We start from the raw sequence: 2,264 nt of genomic DNA, 5'->3' as shown, positions 1-2,264 counted from the left end.
GTCGCGGGCTTTGCGCAACCCGATCATCCGTGGTTGTCCGATCTGTCTGCGCGGCGACAGCAAGGATGAGCGACCGCCTTTGCGCAAGATGGTCATGCAGGGCAGTTGGCTCTGTCGCGGTGTCCATGTTTGCGTGGAGCATAAGCACATGCTGGTGCCGCTCTGGCAGGAGACCACACCGATTGTGCGGGAAGATATCGGCGCGCGGCTGACCGCGATCTGGCCGGATCTGCGCGACGGTCGGCTGGATCAGCCACTGATCGAGCCGACCCCTTATGATCGCTGGCTTGATGACCGCCTGTCGGGCCGCGGGGATCAGACATGGCTAGCGGGGCAGTCGCTCTTTGCCGCGATGACATTTTGCGGATTGCTAGGGGCAGAACTCCAGCGCGCTCAGGGTCTGGCTGAGGATGATTGGTCCGCCAGAGCGCTCGGCTTCCGATACGCTTCGGCTGGCCCGATTGCGATCAAGGACGCCTTCAACATCCTGAGTACGGCTGACGATGGAGATCCGGATGTAAGCCGCCGCGCCTTTGGCGCCCTGTTCGACAAGCTTGAATATATCTATCGTGACGATTCAGACTTCGATACGTTTCGTGCGCTTCTGCGTGCGCATGTCATCCGGATGTGGCCGCTTGCGGCAGGTGAGCCCCTGCTCGGCCAGCCGCTTGAGGAGCGGCAGGTGCATTCGCTTTTGAGCGCTTCGCAGGAAATGAAGATCGTTCCGGGACTTCTGGACGCACTCTTGACCGAAGCCGGCGTTTTCGCGGAAGGCGACCAACGCCTGCCATCACGCAAAATTTTCGATGCGCGGATCCATGCGGAGCTGCTGGACGAGATCGCGACCCGGGTCGGTCCGAAGGCCATGCGCGACGGCATAGGGGCAACACTGACGGAATTCAGGGCCTTGGTGGCAGAAGGCGTGTTGGCGCCGAGATCGAAGCTCGAGACGGTCAAGAACCCCTGGCACCTTCCTGATGGCTTGACGCTGCTGCAAGATCTGGAACATACGGCGACGCAGGTTCCTGCTGGCACATCTGGCTGGGAATCCATCCACCTTGCAAGCAAGCAGGTGGGTCTTCCAGTTGCGCGGATCATAGCCGCGATCCGCGAGGGGCGCCTCCAGCCCAAGAAGCGGCCGGAGGTCTTTGGCTATCATGGGATCGTCGTCGAGCTCGCCGCTCTGGAAGAGCTCCAAGAACCGCTGACGGCTGCAGCAGCTTTTGCCCGCTCGATCGGGCTGAGGGACTATGCGGCCTTCATCTCGCTGATCGAAGCGGGCCGTGTTCCAGCCACTCAGGTCAAAAGCGTTAAAACAGCGCGCTTGCAGTGGATGATGTCGGACAAGGAGATCGCAGCTTTCCGGCAGCGATTCGTAACGCCGACGATGATTGCTGAGGAGACGGGGCTGCATCGCAACACCATCTTCGCGGTGTTCTCGGCGGCGAGCGTGACGCCATTCCGGCCGAATGGGTTGGATGCGGGGCCGATCTATCTACGGAACGAGAGCATGCCTGCCATCACGGATTATCTGGCCAAACGTTAAGCACGATGCCCTGAAAATAGTTCTTGACAGGGGGGTGCATGGAAAAACGCCATTTCGTGCAAGCTTATGGTGCATTGGCACACAATTAAAAATGTGTTGGCGATCCCGGGAGGACTCGAACCCCCAACATCCTGATTAGAAGTCAGGTGCTCTATCCAGTTGAGCTACGGGACCGTGGCTCTTTGATAACGGTTCGGAAAACGGTGTGCAAGCCGCTGACGTTTCCATAACCGTCTGTATTTCTGTCGTCTTCTGACCCAATATTTTCGGCTACGAGAACCCTGCTCTATCGGGCTGCCTCTAGGCGGTGCAAAGCGGTTGAGGTTTAACCGCCACCCACGCATTACGCAAGATAATCATACCTGTCTTTGCTGGTGTTTTCGCCCTAGCGCCGCCCCCCTGCCCTGCCGCACTCAGCGAAATAATGGCGACTTATATATAACTAGCCAGTTTTCCCACGTGAATTTTGGCTGCTAATATCGTTCATATTATAGAAAAAACTTGCACCATGTCGAAACTTGAAACGCTATCCTGTTGATTGTCACTGAGAACTGACCCGGTATTTTCACCGAGATTTGACCCACCCTCAGTTATGTGCCGCGGTCTATGACGGGGTCAACGTTTTGGTCTCCTTTCGTGTTTTCTTTGCAGACTCGGAGCTGGCCTTGAAGCGGTAGCTGTCGTTGCCAGTTTCGAGGATGTGGCAGCGGTGGGTAAG

1 protein-coding gene, 1 tRNA gene and 1 pseudogene are annotated in these 2,264 nt (G+C 57.6%); 1 reads left to right on the top strand and 2 read right to left on the bottom strand.

Going from position 1 to position 2,264, the window contains the following annotated elements:
* The first annotated feature begins 79 nt into the window (after positions 1-79).
* Entirely contained in the window at positions 80-1,546 is a 1,467-nt protein-coding gene (locus BFP70_RS17525) for a hypothetical protein (RefSeq protein ID WP_141693253.1), read from the top strand.
* A gap of 97 nt (positions 1,547-1,643) precedes the next feature.
* Here the strand turns inward: BFP70_RS17525 and BFP70_RS17520 are convergent.
* Both BFP70_RS17520 and BFP70_RS21265 read right to left on the bottom strand, forming a co-directional pair.
* Positions 1,644-1,720 (bottom strand) — tRNA-Arg (locus tag BFP70_RS17520).
* A 430-nt stretch (positions 1,721-2,150) separates the two neighbouring features.
* Positions 2,151-2,264: pseudogene (locus BFP70_RS21265) on the bottom strand (ATP-binding protein); the annotation flags it as partial.

The sequence above is a fragment of the Thioclava sp. SK-1 genome (genome assembly GCF_001705665.1).
Lineage (GTDB): Bacteria > Pseudomonadota > Alphaproteobacteria > Rhodobacterales > Rhodobacteraceae > Thioclava.
Note: the sequence above shows the minus strand (reverse complement) of the source record. Positions and strands in the feature narration are given on the sequence as shown.